Source organism: Streptomyces sp. NPDC053367 (assembly GCF_044545925.1).
Classification (GTDB): domain Bacteria; phylum Actinomycetota; class Actinomycetes; order Streptomycetales; family Streptomycetaceae; genus Streptomyces.
The window spans coordinates 281,589-296,411 of the sequence record NZ_JBITYN010000011.1 but is presented as its reverse complement, the minus strand read 5'-3'; the positions used below and the strand labels follow the sequence as shown (position 1 = coordinate 296,411).

The 14,823-nt window shown below is 72.5% G+C and carries 13 protein-coding genes, 1 tRNA gene and 1 pseudogene; 3 read left to right on the top strand and 12 right to left on the bottom strand.

Features of this window, described 5'->3' with window-relative positions:
• Positions 1 to 16 precede the first annotated feature (16 nt).
• From ACIGXJ_RS29955 to ACIGXJ_RS29920, 8 genes are all read right to left on the bottom strand, one after another.
• A tRNA-Leu gene (locus ACIGXJ_RS29955) sits at positions 17 to 104 on the bottom strand.
• A gap of 157 nt (positions 105 to 261) precedes the next feature.
• Positions 262 to 711, bottom strand: coding sequence for a MarR family winged helix-turn-helix transcriptional regulator (locus ACIGXJ_RS29950; RefSeq protein ID WP_399651816.1), 450 nt, complete (start codon positions 709 to 711; stop codon positions 262 to 264).
• Between the two features lie 88 nt (positions 712 to 799).
• A complete protein-coding gene (locus tag ACIGXJ_RS29945) occupies positions 800 to 1,798 on the bottom strand; it encodes a sugar phosphate isomerase/epimerase family protein (RefSeq protein WP_399651813.1) in 999 nt (332 codons plus the stop codon).
• Between the two features lie 14 nt (positions 1,799 to 1,812).
• A complete protein-coding gene (locus tag ACIGXJ_RS29940) occupies positions 1,813 to 3,027 on the bottom strand; it encodes a Gfo/Idh/MocA family protein (protein WP_399651980.1) in 1,215 nt (404 codons plus the stop codon).
• Between the two features lie 98 nt (positions 3,028 to 3,125).
• Positions 3,126 to 4,172, bottom strand: coding sequence for a substrate-binding domain-containing protein (locus tag ACIGXJ_RS29935; RefSeq protein ID WP_399651811.1), 1,047 nt, complete (start codon positions 4,170 to 4,172; stop codon positions 3,126 to 3,128).
• Between the two features lie 21 nt (positions 4,173 to 4,193).
• Positions 4,194 to 5,213 (bottom strand): ABC transporter permease, encoded by a 1,020-nt coding sequence (locus ACIGXJ_RS29930; RefSeq protein WP_399651808.1) that lies wholly within the window; start codon positions 5,211 to 5,213, stop codon positions 4,194 to 4,196.
• A complete protein-coding gene (locus tag ACIGXJ_RS29925; protein WP_399651806.1) occupies positions 5,210 to 6,727 on the bottom strand; it encodes a sugar ABC transporter ATP-binding protein in 1,518 nt (505 codons plus the stop codon). The genes ACIGXJ_RS29930 and ACIGXJ_RS29925 overlap by 4 nt, the downstream gene beginning before the upstream one ends.
• 264 nt (positions 6,728 to 6,991) lie before the next feature.
• Positions 6,992 to 8,173: an ROK family protein gene (locus ACIGXJ_RS29920; RefSeq protein WP_399651803.1), complete on the bottom strand. Its 1,182-nt coding sequence runs from the start codon at positions 8,171 to 8,173 to the stop codon at positions 6,992 to 6,994.
• Between the two features lie 229 nt (positions 8,174 to 8,402).
• Here ACIGXJ_RS29920 and ACIGXJ_RS29915 point away from each other — a divergent pair, with 229 nt between their 5' ends.
• The gene (locus ACIGXJ_RS29915; RefSeq protein WP_399651800.1) at positions 8,403 to 9,638 is read left to right on the top strand and encodes a low temperature requirement protein A; all 1,236 of its coding nucleotides are present in this window, start codon (positions 8,403 to 8,405) and stop codon (positions 9,636 to 9,638) included.
• Positions 9,639 to 9,649: 11 nt separating this feature from the next.
• Here the strand turns inward: ACIGXJ_RS29915 and ACIGXJ_RS29910 are convergent, their stop codons facing one another.
• Both ACIGXJ_RS29910 and ACIGXJ_RS29905 read right to left on the bottom strand, forming a co-directional pair.
• The gene (locus ACIGXJ_RS29910; RefSeq protein WP_399651797.1) at positions 9,650 to 10,327 is read right to left on the bottom strand and encodes a GntR family transcriptional regulator; all 678 of its coding nucleotides are present in this window, start codon (positions 10,325 to 10,327) and stop codon (positions 9,650 to 9,652) included.
• 216 nt (positions 10,328 to 10,543) lie between these two features.
• On the bottom strand, positions 10,544 to 11,491 hold the full coding sequence (locus ACIGXJ_RS29905) for a beta-ketoacyl-ACP synthase III (RefSeq protein WP_399651794.1): 948 nt from the start codon (positions 11,489 to 11,491) through the stop codon (positions 10,544 to 10,546).
• A gap of 248 nt (positions 11,492 to 11,739) precedes the next feature.
• On the opposite strand from ACIGXJ_RS29905, the pseudogene ACIGXJ_RS29900 reads away from it, so the two are divergent.
• Together ACIGXJ_RS29900 and fdhD are read left to right on the top strand one after the other, a co-directional pair.
• Positions 11,740 to 11,889: pseudogene (locus ACIGXJ_RS29900) on the top strand (Fe-S-binding domain-containing protein); the annotation flags it as partial.
• Positions 11,890 to 11,896: 7 nt separating this feature from the next.
• On the top strand, positions 11,897 to 12,745 hold the full coding sequence (gene fdhD / locus ACIGXJ_RS29895; RefSeq protein ID WP_399651791.1) for a formate dehydrogenase accessory sulfurtransferase FdhD: 849 nt from the start codon (positions 11,897 to 11,899) through the stop codon (positions 12,743 to 12,745).
• A 139-nt stretch (positions 12,746 to 12,884) separates the two neighbouring features.
• Here fdhD and ACIGXJ_RS29890 read toward each other — a convergent pair whose 3' ends face one another.
• Positions 12,885 to 13,421 (bottom strand): isochorismatase family protein, encoded by a 537-nt coding sequence (locus tag ACIGXJ_RS29890; protein WP_399651788.1) that lies wholly within the window; start codon positions 13,419 to 13,421, stop codon positions 12,885 to 12,887.
• A 172-nt stretch (positions 13,422 to 13,593) separates the two neighbouring features.
• The gene (locus tag ACIGXJ_RS29885; RefSeq protein ID WP_399651785.1) at positions 13,594 to 14,634 is read right to left on the bottom strand and encodes a bile acid:sodium symporter family protein; all 1,041 of its coding nucleotides are present in this window, start codon (positions 14,632 to 14,634) and stop codon (positions 13,594 to 13,596) included.
• Positions 14,635 to 14,823: the final 189 nt, after the last annotated feature.

Here is a 14,823-nt window from a genome sequence, read left to right as displayed (position 1 = left end):
GCCGGCGCTCTGCCGATGGTGTCCGAGGGGGGACTTGAACCCCCACGCCCGATAAAGGGCACTAGCACCTCAAGCTAGCGCGTCTGCCATTCCGCCACCCGGACAAGGTGTCCGCCGCCTTGCGCGGGGTGTTCCCCGCGGCGACATGGACAACAATACCAAGGATTCGGAGTGCCTCTCACCTGCATATCCGCACGTCGGCGGGGTGCGGGCGGCCCCCGTACGCTCCGAGCGCGGACCTTCACGGCCCGTGACCGGAGATCACCCGTGGGTGTCGCTCTCGCCGGTCAGCAGGCGCAGGGCCCGCAGCAGCGCCGCCGCCGTGTCCTCGTCGAGCGGCGCGAGGAAGCGCCGCTCGGCCGCGCACCGGGCCGCGTCCGCGCTCACCAGGCACTCCCGCCCGGCCGGGGTCAGCCGGACGATGTTCTTGCGCCGGTCCAGCGCGCTACGCCGCCGCTCCACCAGGCCGTGGTCCTCCAGCCCGTCGATCAGCGCCGACATCGTGGACCGGTCTACCCCGACCCGCCCGGCCGCCTCCGCCTGCGACAGCGCCTCGTCCCCCGACAGCGCCCCCAGCACGGCCACCTCGTGCGCGTCCACCCCGAACGGCACCAGCGCCTGAGCCGCCGCCCTCGCCAGCTTCCCCTGCACCCGCCCCAGCAACACCCCGAGCCCCGGCTCCGCGCACCCGGCTCCCTGCGGATCGACCATGCGGGGAATGTAACGGGCGGGGGGCGTACGGGGCTCGCCCTGCCCGGGGCCCTCCCCAGGACCGGCGGCCCGGCGCCGCCTCCGTGCCTCAGTTCCCGAAGGCCGCGTCGAAGGGGGCCGACGGCGGGTCGAAGTCGTAGGCCCTCAGGCGGGTGAGGGCCTCGGGGGCGCCCTGCAGGCGGTCCATGCCGGCGTCCTCCCACTCGACCGAGACGGGACCGGTGTAGTCGATGGAGCGGAGCATGCGGAAGACGTCCTCCCAGGGGACGTCGCCGTGGCCGGCGGAGACGAAGTCCCAGCCGCGGCGCGGGTCGCCCCAGGGCAGGTGGGAGCCGAGCCGGCCGTTGCGTCCGTCGAGGCGCTTGCGGGCCTCCTTGCAGTCGACGTGGTAGATCCGGTCGCGGAAGTCCCACAGGAAGCCGACGGGGTCGAGGTCCTGCCAGACGAAGTGGGAGGGGTCGAAGTTGAGGCCGAAGGCAGGGCGGTGCTCGACCGCCTCCAAGGCCCGCCGGGTGGTCCAGTAGTCGTAGGCGATCTCGCCGGGGTGGACCTCGTGGGCGAAGCGGACGCCCTCGGCGTCGAAGACGTCCAGGACCGGGTTCCAGCGGGCGGCGAAGTCCTCGTAGCCGCGCTCGATCATCGCGTCGGGGGCGGGCGGGAACATGGCGACCAGGTGCCAGATGGCGGAGCCGGTGAAGCCGACGACGGTGTCGACGCCGAAGGCCGCCGCCGCGCGGGCGGTGTCCCCCATCCGGGCGGCGGCACGCCGCCGTACGCCCTCGGGGTCGCCGTCGCCCCACACGGAGGCCGGCAGGATGCCCCGGTGGCGTTCGTCGATGATGGCGTCGCAGACGGCCTGGCCGACGAGGTGGTTGGAGACCGCCCGGCACTGCAGTCCGTACTTGTCGAGCAGCTCGTGCCTCGTCGTGAGGTACGACGGGTCGCGCAGGGCCTTGTCGACCTCGAAGTGGTCGCCCCAGCAGGCGAGTTCGAGGCCGTCGTAGCCGAAGTCGCGGGCGAGTCGGCAGACCTCCTCCAGGGGCAGGTCGGCCCACTGGCCGGTGAACAGGGTGAAGGTGCGCGGCATGTGTCCGGGCCTCCTCAGACGGCTATGGGGGTGTAGACGGAGTTCTTCTCGGCGCTCTCCTCCACGGCCGCCAGGACGCGCTGGACCTGGAGCCCGTCGGCGAAGGAGGGCTCGGGGCGGCGGCCCTCCGCGACGGCGTGGACGAGGTCGCGGGCCTGGTGGACGAAGGTGTGCTCGTAGCCGAGGCCGTGGCCGGGCGGCCACCAGGCGTCCAGGTACGGGTGCTCGGGCTCGGTGACGAGGATGCGGCGGAAGCCGGCCCGGGAGGAGGGCTCGGTGGCGTCGTGGAACCACAGCTCGTTGAGGCGCTCCAGGTCGAAGGCCAGGGAGCCGCGCTCGCCGTTGAGTTCCAGGCGCAGGGCGTTCTTGCGGCCGGTGGCGTACCGGGTGGCCTCGAAGGAGGCGAGGGCGCCGGAGGTGAAGCGGCCGGTGAACAGGGCGGCGTCGTCGACGGTGACGGCCTCCCTGCCGGCCGCCGGTCCGGCGGACAGGCCGCTGGTGGCGCCCACGGGCAGGGGGCGTTCCCGGACGAAGGTCTCCGTCAGCGCGGACACCCCCGCGAGCGGCTCGCCCGCCAGGTACTGGGCGAGGTCGACGACATGGGCGCCCAGGTCGCCCAGCGCCCCGGAGCCGGCCCGCTCCTTGCGCAGCCTCCAGGTGAGCGGGAAGTCCGGATCGGCCAGCCAGTCCTGGAGGTAGGTCACCCGCACGTGCCGCAGTGTTCCGAGGCGGCCTTCGGCGACCATCCCGCGGGCCAGCGCGGTGGCGGGCACCCGGCGGTAGTTGAAGCCGACCATCGCCAGCCGGCCGCGCCCGAACGCCTCCTCCGCGGCACGCGCCATGCTCACCGCCTCCTCGACGGTGTTCGCCAGCGGCTTCTCGCACAGCACGTGCTTGCCCGCGGCGAGGGCGGCGAGGGCGATCTCGGCGTGGCTGTCGCCGGGGGTGCAGATGTCGACGAGGTCGATGTCGTCGCGGGCCACCAGGGCGCGCCAGTCGGTCTCGGCGGACGCCCACCCGTGCCGGCCGGCCGCGGCACGCACGGCGTCGGCGTCCCGGCCGCAGATCGCGGCGAGGACGGGGCGCAGCGGCAGATCGAAGACATGACCCGCGGTGCGCCAGCCCTGGGAGTGGGCGGCGCCCATGAAGGCGTAGCCGACCATGCCGATCCGCAGCGGGGGCTTGGCCGACGTGGTCTCCCCCGGGTCCGGCTGCTGCGGCTGGTCCATACGGTGCTCCTCCTCTGATGCGTGGCGCGGGTGGGGGTGCGGGCCGGGCAGCGCCACGACGACCGTGTCCTCGGCGGCCGAAAGGTCGTACTCGCGCGTCACTGGAAGCCCGTGGGCATGTACTGGTCGACGTTGTCCTTGTCGACGACGGCCGAGTAGAGGGTGAGGGACGCCGGGATCTCGAACTCGGCCAGTCCGCCGACGCCCTTGCCCTGGCCGAGGGCGCGGGCGAGGTCGATGGCGGAGGCGGCCATGGTCGGCGGGTAGAGGACGGTCGCCTTCAGCACGCCGTCGTCGCGCTTGATGGCCTGGAAGGCGGAGAGGGCGCCCGCGCCGCCGACCATGAGGAAGTCGTCGCGGCCGGCCTGCTCGACGGCGCGCAGGGCGCCCACCCCCTGGTCGTCGTCGTGGTTCCACAGGGCGTCGAAGTCCGGCTGCGCCTGGAGCAGTTGTGCCATCTTCGCCTGTCCCGACTCGACGGTGAACTCGGCTGCCTGGCGGGCGACCTTCCTGATGTTGGGGTAGTTCTTCAGGGCGTCGTCGAAGCCCTGGGTGCGCTGCTTGGTGAGCTCCAGGTTGTCCAGGCCCGCGAGTTCGACGACGCGGGCGTCGGGCTTGTCCTTGAGGCGCTCGCCGATGTAGTGCCCTGCGTTGAGGCCCATGCCGTAGTTGTCGCCGCCGATCCAGCAGCGGTACGCCTGCGGGGTGTTGAAGATCCGGTCGAGGTTGACGACGGGGATGCCGGCGCGCATCGCCTCCAGGCCGGCCTGGGTGAGGGCCTTGCCGTCGGCGGGCAGCACGACCAGCACGTCGACCTTCTTGTTGACCAGCGTCTCGATCTGCCCGATCTGGGTGGCTGTGTCGTTGGAGCCCTCGGTGATCTCCAGGGTGACGTCGGAGTACTTCTCGGCACGCCGGCGGGCGTTGACGTTGATGGCGTTGAGCCACCCGTGGTCGGCCTGGGGTCCGGCGAAGCCGATGGTGACCGGCTTGCCCGGCCTGTCGTCGGCGGCGGGCTGCTCACCGGGCCCCCGGCTGCCGTCCTCGTCCTTGGTCTCGTGGCTCGTGCAACCGGTGAGGAAGGCGCCGGCGGAGACGCCGACGGCCCCGAGGAGCAGTCCTCTGCGGCTGGTGTTCTCGGTCATGGCGGTGAACCCTTTCCTCACTCAGCTCGTGCTCGCGGTGCGGCGCTGGACCAGCACGGCGGCGACGATGATCGCGCCCTTGGCGATCTGCTGGACGTCGCTCTGCAGGTTGTTCAGGGCGAAGATGTTGGTGATCGTGGTGAAGACCAGGACGCCGAGCACGGACCCGGTGATGGTGCCGCGGCCCCCGCTGAGCAGGGTTCCGCCGATGATCGCGGCGGCGATGGCGTCGAGCTCGTAGAGGTTGCCGTTGGTGTTCTGGCCCGAGCCGGACAGCACGATCAGCAGGAAGGCCGCGATGCCGCAGCACAGCCCTGACAGCAGGTAGAGGTAGAGCCGCTGGCGGCGTACGTCGATGCCCGCCAGCCGGGCGGCCTCCGCGTTGCCGCCGACGGCGACGGTACGGCGCCCGAACGTGGTGCGGTTGAGCAGCAGCCGACCGGCGACGGTGACGGCGGCGAAGACCAGCACGAGCGGCGGGACGCCGAGTACGTAGGCGTCGCGTTCACCGAGGCCGAGGATGCCGTCGACGGTGACGATCTGCGTGCGGCCGTCGGTGATCTGCAGGGCCAGGCCGCGCGCCGATGCCAGCATGGCGAGCGTGGCGATGAACGGGACCATGCCGCCGTACGCGATGAGGAGCCCGTTGACCAGCCCGCAGCCGACGCCGACGGTCACCGCCGTGAACAGGATGCCGGCGAAGCCGTACTCCTGGGTGGCGACGGTCGTGGCCCAGACGGAGGCGAGGGCGACGATCGCGCCGACGGACAGGTCGATGCCGCCGGAGGTGATGACGAAGGTCATACCGACCGTGACGACCCCGATCACCGAGGCCTGGGTGAGGACCAGTTGGAGGTTGCGGGTGTCGAGGAACTCCTCCGGCCTGGTCGCGCCGCCGACGGCGATCAGCGCGGCGAGCACACCGAGGAGTGAGAGGGTGCGGACGTCGGCGCGGGGCAACAGGGCGCGCCAGGCGGGTGGTTCACCGGCCGGGGCCGCCTTGCCGGTGCCGTCCCGCGGCGGGGAGACATGCTGCGTCATGACACCGGGGCTCCTTCCATGACGAGGTCGAGTACGCGGTGTTCGTCGAGTTCGCGGGCGGGTGCGGTGTGCACGACCCGGCCCTCGCGCAGCACCAGGACGCGGTCGGCGAGGCCGAGCACCTCGGGCACCTCGCTGGAGACCAGCAGCACGGCGAGGCCCTCGTCGGCGAGGCGCCGGACGACCGCGTACAGCTCGGCGCGGGCGCCGACGTCGACGCCCCGGGTGGGTTCGTCGAGCAGCAGGACCCGGCAGCCGCGCAGCAGCCAGCGGGCGAGGACGGCCTTCTGCTGGTTGCCGCCGGAGAGGGTGCGCACGGGCACGGAGGGGTCGTCGGGCCGCAGCGACAGCTCCTTGGCCGCGGCCCGCGCCGCGGCCGCCTCCGCCCGGCGGTCGAGGAAGCCTCCGCGGGCGAAGCGGGACAGGGAGGACACGGACACATTGCGGGTGACCGACTCCAGCATCAGCAGGGCCTGCGCCTTGCGTTCCTCGGGGGCGAGCCCGAGTCCGGCACGTACGGCGGCACGCACGCTTCCCGGCCGCAACGCCTCCCCTCGGACGAGGACTTGGCCCGCGTCGGGCCTGCGGGCGCCGTAGACGGTCTCCAGGATCTCGGAGCGGCCCGAGCCGACCAGTCCGGCCAGGCCGACGATCTCGCCGGGGTACACCTCCAGGTCGAGCGGCGCGAACTCGCCCTCCCTGGCCAGCCCCCGCACCTGGAGCACAGGCGCTCCCCGGGGCGGGGCGGCAGGGCGTGCGGGAAAGACGTACTCGACGTTCCGTCCGGTCATCAGGGCCACCACCGCACGGGTCGGGGTGGTCTTCGCGGGCAGTCCGCCGGCCACCGCGCGCCCGTCCTTGAGTACGGTCACCCGGTCGCCGATGCGGCGGATCTCCTCCAGGCGGTGGGAGATGTAGACGACGGCCACGCCGCCGGCCGTCAGGTCGCCGACGATCCGGAAGAGGTTGTCGACCTCGTCCGGGTCGAGCGCGGCGGACGGTTCGTCCATCACGATGAGCCGGACGTCGTGGGACAGGGCCCGCGCCATGGAGACGATCTGCCGCTGGGCGGCGGACAGTTCCCCGACGAGGCGGTCCGGGCCGATCTCCGGATGCCCGAGCCGCTTCACCAAGCGGGCGGTCGCCTCACGGGCGGCGCCTCGGCGTACGACGAAGCCGGCGGCCGTCGGCTCATGGCCGAGGTGCACGTTCTCGGCCACCGACAGGTGCTCCACCAGGTCGAGTTCCTGGTAGATGGTGGCGATGCCGAGGCGCACGGCGGCGCTGGGCGAGCGGAGCGTGACCGGCTCGCCGCACCAGCGGATGGTGCCGGTGTCGGGCTGGTGGGCACCCGACAGGACCTTGATGAGGGTGGACTTCCCCGCGCCGTTCTGGCCGAGCAGGCAGTGGACCTCGCCGGCCTGGACGTCGAGGTCGACGCCGTCGAGGGCCCGGACTCCGGGGAAGGACTTGGTGATCGCGGACATGCCGAGCAGCGGCGGGTGTGGTGCCATGTGGTTCCCCTGGGCAGAGGGCCGGTTTCGGGGCAGGGCGAAGCAGCGCGCTGTACTGGTGGAGTGGTCCGAGTGACGGGTGGAGCCGTGAAGCTGACTCGTGGAGCCGTGAAGCTGACTCGTGGAGCCGTGAAGCTGACTCGTGGAGCCGTGAAGCTGAAGGCCGAGCCGTGAAGCTGAAGGCCGAGCCGTGAAGCTGACTGGCCGAGCCGTACAGGTGCCCGGCGCCGCCGTGGAGGTGTACGGCTTTGCCGTGAGGGTGACTTACGCGGGTGAGAAGACGTGGTCGCTGATCAGGCGGGCCGCGCCGGTGACCCCGGCGATGGGGCCCAGTTCGCCGAGGACGATGGGGAGGTTGCCGGTCGCGAGCGGGAGCGACTGGCGGTAGACCTGGGTACGGACGGCCGCGAGGAGGGTGTGGCCGAGGCCGGTCACCCCGCCGCCGATCACCACCAGGCCGGGGTTGAAGAAACTGACCAGCCCCGCGATGACCTGGCCGGTGCGGGTGCCGCCCTCGCGGATGAGGTCGAGGCAGGTGGCGTCGCCCGCGGCGGCTCCGGCGGCGACGTCCGCGGCGGTGAGGCCGCCATGGGCCGCCAGCCGGGCCGCGAGCTCCGGCGACCGCCCCTGCCGGGCGGCCTCCTCGGCGTCGCGGGCCAGGGCGGCGCCGCCGAAGTGGGCCTCCAGGCAGCCCCGGTTGCCGCAGGCGCAGGGGCGGCCGTCGGGCACGGCCTGGATGTGGCCGATGTCGCCGGCGCTGCCCGTCGTACCGCGGTGGACGTTCCCGCCGACGACGATGCCGCAGCCGATGCCGGTGCCGATCTTGACGCAGAGGAAGTCGGCGACGGTGCGGGCGACGCCCGCGTGCTGCTCCCCCATCGCCATCAGGTTGACGTCGTTGTCGACCATGACCGGGCAGCCGAGTTCCTGGCTGAGTGCCTCCCGCACGGGGAAGCCGTCCCAGCCCGGCATGATCGGGGGTGCGACCGGCACGCCTTCGGGGAAGCGGACCGGTCCGGGGACGCCGATGCCGGCGCCGTCGAAGCCGTCGGCGAGTCCGGCGTCCCTCAACTCGGCCGCCATGGCGAGGACTTGCTCGAAGACGGCGACCGGGCCCTCGCGGACCTCCATCACCTGGGTGAGGTGTCCGAGGATCTCCAGCTCGGCGTTGGTCACGGCCACGTCGATCGACGTGGCGCCGATGTCGACGCCGAGGAAGCGCAGTCCGGGACTGAGCCGGACGTTGTGGGAGCGGCGGCCACCGCGTGAGGCGGCGAGGCCGTCGGCCACCACCAGGCCCGTGTCCAGCAGCCGCTCCACCTCGACGGCCAGCTTCGAGCGGGAGAGCTCGACCTGATCGCCCAGCTGGGCGCGGGAGTGGGGACCGGCGTCGCGCAACAGCGCGAGCAGCCGGGCCTGATGGGCGTTCGCGGGTCGAGCCGTCATACGTCTCACATGCCCCTCCCCGCCTGGTTCGGCCACCGTTCCCGTAGGCCGCGCGCCTCGCTTTCGAGGGGAACGTAGCAGCGGCTGCCGGGACGTGGAAGAAGCAGGGCAGGAATCGCCCCCACTTTTTCCACCGGGAGGACAAAGGGATGCCGCTGCCCACGCGGAACGGGGTCAAACCCCCTGTGCACGTAGGATCTTGGCGCCAGAGGCAATCCAGGGGGCGTACATGAACACCGCAGTGGAGGGGCCGGGGCGCAGGGTGACGACCCTGGAGCTCTTCTTCGACCTCGTCTTCGTCTTCACTCTGATCCAGCTGACCGTGCTGCTCGCCGACGACCTGTCCTTCGTGACGGCCGGTCGTACGGCACTGATCCTGGTCGTTCTGTTCTGGATGTACGGCGCCTACGCCTATCTCACCAACCAGGTACCGCCGGACCGGCCTTCGCGCCGGCTGCTGCTGATGCTGGGCATGGCGGCGTTCCTGGTGTGCGCACTGGCCATTCCGCGGGCCTTCGAGGACACCGGGGTGGTGTTCGGGCTCGGCTTCCTCGGGGTCGTCGTGGTGCACACCGTGCTCTACACCCGCGGGCACGGCCTGGACTCCGTCTGGTACGGCGTCCCCAACGCCCTTGCCGCGCTGGTGGTGACGGCGGCGGGGCTGTTCGACGGGCTCACCGCGGACGGGCTGTGGGTGCTGGCCGTGGTGCTGCAGTTCGTGACGCCGTTCGTCGCCGAGTACGGGCCCCGGCGGCTCGACGGGCGGGCCGGCGACACCCTGCGCGTGCAGCTGGGCAGCCTGGATCCGGCGCACTTCGTGGAGCGGCACGGGCTGCTGCTGATCGTGGCGTTCGGCGAGTCGGTCATCGCGATCGGCATCGGCGTGGGCGATCTGCCGCTCACGGCGGGGATGCTCAGCGGGGCGTTCCTCTCCCTGGCGGTGGCGGTCGGGCTGTGGTGGACGTACTTCGTGCGGGACGAGGAGCTGGCCGAGGAGGCGTTCCGGTCGACGCCGACCGCGGCGCGCTGGCGCCTGGCGATGAACGCCTACTACTACGCCTTCCTGCCGATGTTGCTGGGCATCGCCTTCCTCGCCGCCGGGGTGAAGAAGACCCTCGGTCACCTCACCGGCCATCTCGGCACGGGTCCCGCCCTGGCGCTGGCCGGCGGTGTCGCCCTCTTCCTCGCCGGCGACGCCGCGTTCCGCACGGTCCTGCGTCTGCACCCGGCCCGCTACCGCCTGCTGGCGGCCCCAGCCGCTCTCGCCGCGGCCCCGCTGGGCATGGCCCTGGGCGGTCTGACGGAGCTCCTGGCACTGGTGGGCGTACTGACGGCGATGCTGGTCGTGGAGGAGAGGCTGGGAGCAGGCCCCTCAGGGGCACGGGGAACTGAGCGATCGACCGCACACGACCCGCGGTCGCGAGAACACAAGGCCCGGCACGGCGTTACGGCGGAACAGTCCTAGGGAAGCGTCCCTCAGGAAGAACCCTCCGCGCGGTAGGACCGCCGGGTGTGCTCGGTGTGCTCCCGCATCAGACGCCCGGCGCGCTGCTCGTCCGCCGCGTCGATCGCCGCGACGAGCTCCCGGTGCTCGATCCAGGACTGCTCGCCCCGCTGCCGCACCACCGGCGTGCAGTACCACCGCACCCGCCGGCCGACCTGTCCCGCCAGCTCGGCGAGCACGGTGTTGCCGGCCAGCTCCATGATCGTGGCGTGGAATCGGGCGTCGAGGGCGACTGCGGCGTCGGCGTCGTCCGCGGCGACGGCCCGCTCCCCCTGCGCGCACAGCTCCTCCAGCACCCGCACGCCTGCGCTCCCCGCGTTCGCCGCGGCCAGCCGCGCGGCCTCGGCCTCCAGCAGGGTGCGTACGGTGAGGAGCTGGTCGGCCTCCTCCTCGGTCGGCTCGTGCACGAACGCGCCCTGCGCGGGCCGCAGATCGACCCAGCCCTCGGCGTTGAGCCGCTGCAGCGCCTCGCGCACCGGCTGGCGGGACACCCCGAGGTGCCCGGCGAGCTCGCTCTCGACCAGATGCCGGCCGGGCTGGAGGACGCGCGCGCTGATGAGTTCGAGCAGCGCCTCGTAGACCCGCTCGCGCAGCGGCCCGGGCCGCTCCAGCCTGGGCACCGCCCCCTGGGGCAGTCCTGTCGACAGCATCGCGGTCCCCTCCTCTCGGCAGGACGGCCGTGCACAGCACCCGGAACGCCGGTGTGGATCGGATTGCGTGGATGTCGTGGACCGGATTACGTGGATTGCGTGATCGGATGCGTGGATTGGATTTCGTCTACAGTCTACGGGCCGATGGGACGGCGCCCGATGGGCGGGCCATGAACGGCTGAAGCGCCCCGCGGGCCGCTTCACATGCCCCTGAGGTCAGGGGCAGCGCACCACCTGGCCGGCGTACGACAGGTTCCCGCCGAAGCCGAACAGCAGCACCGGGTCGCCGGCCGTGACGGCTCCCTGTTCCACCAGCTTGGAGAAGGCCAGCGGGATGCTCGCGGCCGAGGTGTTGCCGGACTCGGTGACATCGCGGGCCACGACCGCGTCGACCGCGCCGATCTTCACGGCGAGCGGCTCGATGATCCTCAGGTTGGCCTGGTGCAGCACGACCGCCGCCAGGTCGGAGGGCGTGAGGCCGGCCCGCTCGCAGGCCTGCCGGGCCAGCGGCGGCAGCTGCTGGGTCGCCCACCGGTACACGCTCTGCCCCTCCTGCGCGAACCGCGCCGGCTCCCCCTCGATGCGCACGGCGTGCCCCATCTCGGGCACCGACCCCCACAGCACGGGCCCGATGCCCGGCTCCTCACCCGGAGCGCATGCCTCTACCACGGCGGCCCCCGCGCCGTCGCCGACGAGGACACAGGTGCTGCGGTCGCTCCAGTCGGTCACCGCGGACATCTTGTCGGCGCCGATCACCAGCGCACGCCGGGCCGCCCCCGCGCGGACCGTGTGGTCGGCGGTGGCCAGGGCGTGGGTGAAGCCCGCGCAGACCACGTTGACGTCCATGGCGGCGGGCCGCGGGACGCCGAGCCGGGCTGCGACGCGGGCGGCCGTGTTCGGGGAGCGGTCCACGGCCGTGGAGGTGGCGACCAGCACGAGGTCGATGTCGGCCGGGGTCAGTCCCGCCGCGGCCAGCGCCTTGGCGGCGGCGTGGGCGGCCAGCTCGTCGACGGGCTCGTCGGGGCCGGCGATGTGGCGGGTGCGGATGCCGACGCGGCTCCTGATCCACTCGTCGCTGGTGTCGACCATGCCGGCCAGGTCCTCGTTGGTGAGCACCCGTGCGGGCTGGTAGTGGCCGAGTGCGGCGATGCGCGAGCCGTTCATGTCTGGCGGTCCCCCTTGTGGCGTACTTCAGTGGCGTACTCGGTCGGGTACTTCAGTGGCGTACTCGGTCGGGTACTTCGGGTGCGTACTTCGGTTGCGTACTTCGGTTGCGGGATTCACCAGTCTTGTCAGTGACTCACGGGTAGCCCGGCAGGCGATCTCACAGGATTCCCGGGCCGGCGTTGTCGGCTTCTGTCAGAGGAGCGACCGGGCGAGGGCCGCCAGGCGTCCCCTTGCCCTCCCCCCTTGCGTACCGCGGAGCGGGCTGCGACCTCGCCCCGCACGTGCAGGACAATGAGATCGTCGAGGTCACCTCGCCGCACGACCGCCCGGTGGCCCACGGCAACGTCTGCATCAAGGGCCGCTTCGGCCACCAGCACGTACAGAACCGGGGCTGATGGGCACATGGGACGAGTCACGGAACGACGCAAGGTGATCCGCATCCGGGACGGGGCCGTCTCCACCCGCCCGGACACGCTCGTCGCCGAGGAGCCCCTGGAGATCCGGCTCAACGGCAGGCCGCTGGCGATCACCATGCGCACCCCGGGCGACGACTTCGCGCTCGCGGCAGGGTTCCTGGTCAGCGAGGGGGTGCTGGCCGAGGGGGCGGACCTGCTGAACATCGTCTACTGCGCGGGCGCCACGGCCGACGGCTCGAACACCTACAACGTGGTGGACGTGCGGACCGCGCCGGGCGTCCAGGTCCCCGACATCACTCTGGAGCGCAACGTCTACACGACGTCCTCGTGCGGGCTGTGCGGCAAGGCCAGCCTCGACGCGGTCCGTACGACGGCCCGCTGGCCGATCGCGGACACGCCCGCGCTGCGGGTCACGCCCGAACTGCTGGCCGCGCTGCCCGACCGGCTGCGCGCGGCCCAGCGCGTGTTCGACCGGACGGGCGGCCTGCACGCGGCCGCGCTGTTCGACGAGGACGGCGAACTGCTCGACGTACGCGAGGACGTGGGGCGGCACAACGCGGTCGACAAGCTGATCGGGCGGGCGGTGCGGGAGGACCGTCTGCCGCTGTCGCGGGCGGTTCTGCTGGTGTCGGGACGGGCCTCGTTCGAGCTGGCGCAGAAGGCCGTGATGGCCGGGATCCCGGTGCTGGCCGCGGTGTCGGCGCCGTCGTCGCTCGCGGTGGACCTGGCCGCCGAGACGGGGCTGACCCTGGTGGGCTTCCTGCGGGGCGGGTCCATGAACGTGTACACGGGTGAGGACCGCATCGCCCTGCCGGCCCCGGCCGCCCAGGGCTGACCGGGCCCCTCGCCGCACGGACGGCGGGACCCCGGGCCGGTCGCGGAGCGCCCCCAGCGCCGCCGGGGCCCTGCCGGGTCCGCCGGGCCCCGCGCGGCTGCTGATGGGGGCGCCGTCCGAGGGAGGCCCGGCCCGTGGTTCAGTCCTTCCGGAAGGCGATCTCCGCCGCCGGCGCCACCGTGCCCAGGCGGGGGAAGTCCAGCGTCACCGACGCCGTGTGCTCGGGCGCGGTGAACGCGGTCATGGCGTCCTCGACGAAGATCAGCTCGTAGCCGAGGTCGCCGGCGGCGCGGGCGGTGGACTCCACGCCCAGGTTGGTGGCGATACCGCCGAAGACCAGGGTCTCGACGCCCTGGCCGCGCAGCCGGTCGTCGAGTCCGGTGAGGTGGAAGCCGCCGATCGTGCGCTTGACGATCTCGATGTCCCCGTCCCTGAGCAGCCCGTGCGCGAGATCGCTGCCGGGCGGCTGCTCGGTGACGCCCGGCCGTTCCACCCTGACGAGCACCACCGGCGCCCCGGCCGCACGGAAGCGGGCGGCCAGCTCCTCGCAGCGGGCCAGGACTTCTCTCCCCGTGTGGGGTTCCAGGGGCAGTGCGACGATGCGGTCCATCAGGTCGACGAGGACCAGGGCGGTGCGCGCCGGATCGAGCGCGTGGGGTGCGGTGGGTGCGGTCATGCCAGAACGTTATCGGCCCTCGCCCCGCGACCCCGTGGCGTATGACCACGGCCGACTTGCGGGGCATCGGGGCCGCCCGCCTCGCGGGCGCACCCCGCGCTGAGCGGCGGCGGACGGCTGGTGCTCAGCTATGACGTCAACTGGCTGGAGCCGACGGACGCGGCGGCGCGGATCAGCGCTGACGTGGCGCTGTATCGGCCGCGGTTCGTGAGGCTGCGGCCGGGGAATGCCCGCCGGCCGGTTCGACCGGGTCGTGCGAGCGGCGCTTGGCGATCACCGCACACACCATGAGCTGCATCTGGTGGAAGAGCATCAGCGGCAGCACGGCCAGCGAGGCATGCGCGCCGAACAGCACGCTCGCCATGGGCAGCCCGGACGCCAGGGACTTCTTGGAGCCCGCGAACTGGATCGTGATCCGGTCCGCACGGCCGAAGCCCAGCGCCTTGGAGCCGTACCAGGTCAGCGCCAGCATGACCGTCAGCAGCACGGCCTCCACCAGCAGCAGTCCGCCCAGCCGCAGCGGGCTGACCTGGTGCCAGATGCCCTGGACCACGCCCTCACTGAAGGCGGCGTAGACGACCAGGAGGATCGAGGCCCGGTCGACCAGGCCCAGTACCTTCTTGTGCCGGGCGACGAAGCCGCCCACCCAGCCGCGCAGCAACTGCCCCGCCACGAACGGCACCAGCAGCTGCAGCACGATCTCCGTCACCGAGTCCGCCGAGAACCCGCCCACGCCGGACCCCAGCAGCGAGGCCGCGAGCAGCGGCGTGATCACGATGCCGGCGAGCGAGGAGAAGGACCCGGCGCAGATCGCGGCGGGCACGTTGCCGCGGGCGATCGAGGTGAACGCGATCGACGACTGGATGGTCGACGGGACCAGCGTCAGGAACAGCAGGCCCTGGTACAGCGGCTGGGTCAGCAGCACCGGAACCAGGCCGCGGGCGGCCAGCCCGAGCAACGGGAAGATCACGAACGTGCAGGCCAGCACGGTGACGTGCAGCCGCCAGTGCTTCAGTCCGTCCAGCGCCTCACGGGTGGACAGCCTCACCCCGTACAGGAAGAACAGGAACGCGATCGCCGCGGTGGACGCATGGTCGACCACCTCCGCGCCGGTGCCGCGGGCCGGCAGCAGCGCCGCGAGGCCCACCGTCCCGAGCAGGAGCAGGACGTACGGGTCGATCGGCAGCCGGGTCGGCCATCGCAGGCGCTTCACTGTGCTCCGCTTTCGGTGCTCGGTGGTACGTGGTGCTCGGTGGTACGTGGTGCTCGGTGGTGCGTGGTGCTCGGTGGTACGTGGTGTGCGTGGTGCGTGGTGCTCGTGGTGTTCGGAGAGCCGTCGTGGTCGGTGGGCCCTCGTCCTCGGTGGGCCGCAGAGGCCGAGGGTCGGCTCCCCTCCATCCTG